The sequence below is a fragment of the Haloferax profundi genome, assembly GCF_001469865.1.
Taxonomy (GTDB): domain Archaea; phylum Halobacteriota; class Halobacteria; order Halobacteriales; family Haloferacaceae; genus Haloferax; species Haloferax profundi.
In genome coordinates this window covers 1-1,628 of sequence record NZ_LOPV01000626.1, presented here as the reverse complement: position 1 = coordinate 1,628, position 1,628 = coordinate 1, and the positions used below count along the sequence as shown (strand labels likewise).

Here is a 1,628-nt window from a genome sequence, read left to right as displayed (position 1 = left end):
GAAAGACCACCCATTCGGGCAACTATGTCGTCCAGTTTCGCCCTCGTTTCCTCGTCAAAGGTTACGATGAACTGGTTCCTAAAATCACGGAGGTACTCCTCAAGATTTCCTAACGTCGTCTCCTGATATTCCCCTGGGACAATTGCAATACGAGAATCTCGGACTTCTCCAAGATGTACATCCCCACGGCGTTCGATATTCTCCAGTGAAATATCTCCGAGAACTTCCTGAATTGCTTTTGCTGTTTGTATTGAATAGTAAACACCTTCCTCGCCCGACTTCTGATGTAGGTTCCTACAGATGTACTTCCTTTCCCCACCAATCTGTTTTTGCTTCATGTACTCCTCACCACCACACTTTTCGCACGGGATCTGGTCCCAGTAACCAACCTCAACGAAATCGCTCCCTGCGAGAATGGGAGGCAGTTTTTCTCGGCGGAACTGTTCGTTGAAATCGCACTCCAAAGCCGCTTCCGCGACATCCAACGTGCTACTCATACTACTTCTTCACCTTCCCGTAGAAGGGCAGTGAGAACGCGCTCTTGGTCTTCGGTTACATCACCTGCAATGCTGATTTTTGTTCCGGACACGTCCACTTCCAGATCCCCCAACTGGAGTGTGTATTCACGGGTACGGCTTTTTTGATTGAACTTCTCTACACGGTCCCCTAGGCTGAATGCGTCCAGAAACTCGGAGACATCCTCCTCTGTCTCGATAACGAATGTCCGCAAGTTCCCCTCAACATCCACCTGCTCTAAACGGATCCGGGTCTGCTCAACGGATTCGATATTTTCAAGAATTTGTTTATATTGTTCAGTCTGCTCTTCGTCAAAGACATCTTGTTTTTCAAGCCTCTCACGGTATTCATCTGCACGCTCGCTCACAAAGTCCTCAGGGGATCCAGTGTTATCGGGATCAAGCGGATCTGCGAACCGCACCCTCTTGCCGTACTCGACATCCCCCTCATAGAGTACCTCTATGACAGGGGAGAGGAGTTGCTCCACGCTACGCTTAATTTCAGCGTAGTACTCGTTTCGCCCGTAATCCAAATAGATGTGCTCAGTAACGACGGGCCAGTAATTGTGAGATTTGACTTCTGCTTCCCTTGGACCGGTGAATTCTGAGTCCGTTTGATCATCACGGAAAGTAAATTGCCGATAGGAACTGGAGCGGGACTCTGCGTAGAACCTAACAATAAGCGTCTGCTCATCCAAGATATCCACTCGATTGAGTGTGACTTTATGTCGTTGGTGATCATTGACGTCCGGAAGAACGTCCCATACAGCATCCTCGATCGCTTCTATTACCTCTTCACCCAACCCATCGAAACTCCGTTCACCATCAATTCGCTTCCGTTCGTAGGTTCGCTTTCGTTTGAAATCTTGGAGGGAGCGAATCAACTCGACTTCGTCTTCCCATTCCCACTCGATAAAGTAGAGAATTAGAGAGACCTTGTCGCCCATTTCATCATCCGTAAGGTCTCCAAGCTTCTCCCGGTCCAATTTTTGTATCCCTTCTACGATCGTTCCAGGACCGATTCTTTCTAACTGCTGTTTATACCAGTGGAATGTCTCAAGACTGCCTGACTCAAGCAGTTGTCGACAGTCATCCTCAATTCGTTGCTCACGG

2 protein-coding genes are annotated in these 1,628 nt (G+C 48.5%); both read right to left on the bottom strand.

Translation table 11 applies throughout. The annotated features are described in order from the left end of the window. The coding region (locus AUR66_RS17975) for a hypothetical protein (protein WP_157533220.1) at positions 1-497 on the bottom strand (497 nt) is incomplete at its 3' end. Then, on the bottom strand, positions 494-1,628 hold a 1,135-nt coding region (locus AUR66_RS22320; RefSeq protein ID WP_197409865.1), incomplete at its 5' end, for a hypothetical protein. The genes AUR66_RS17975 and AUR66_RS22320, both read right to left, overlap by 4 nt.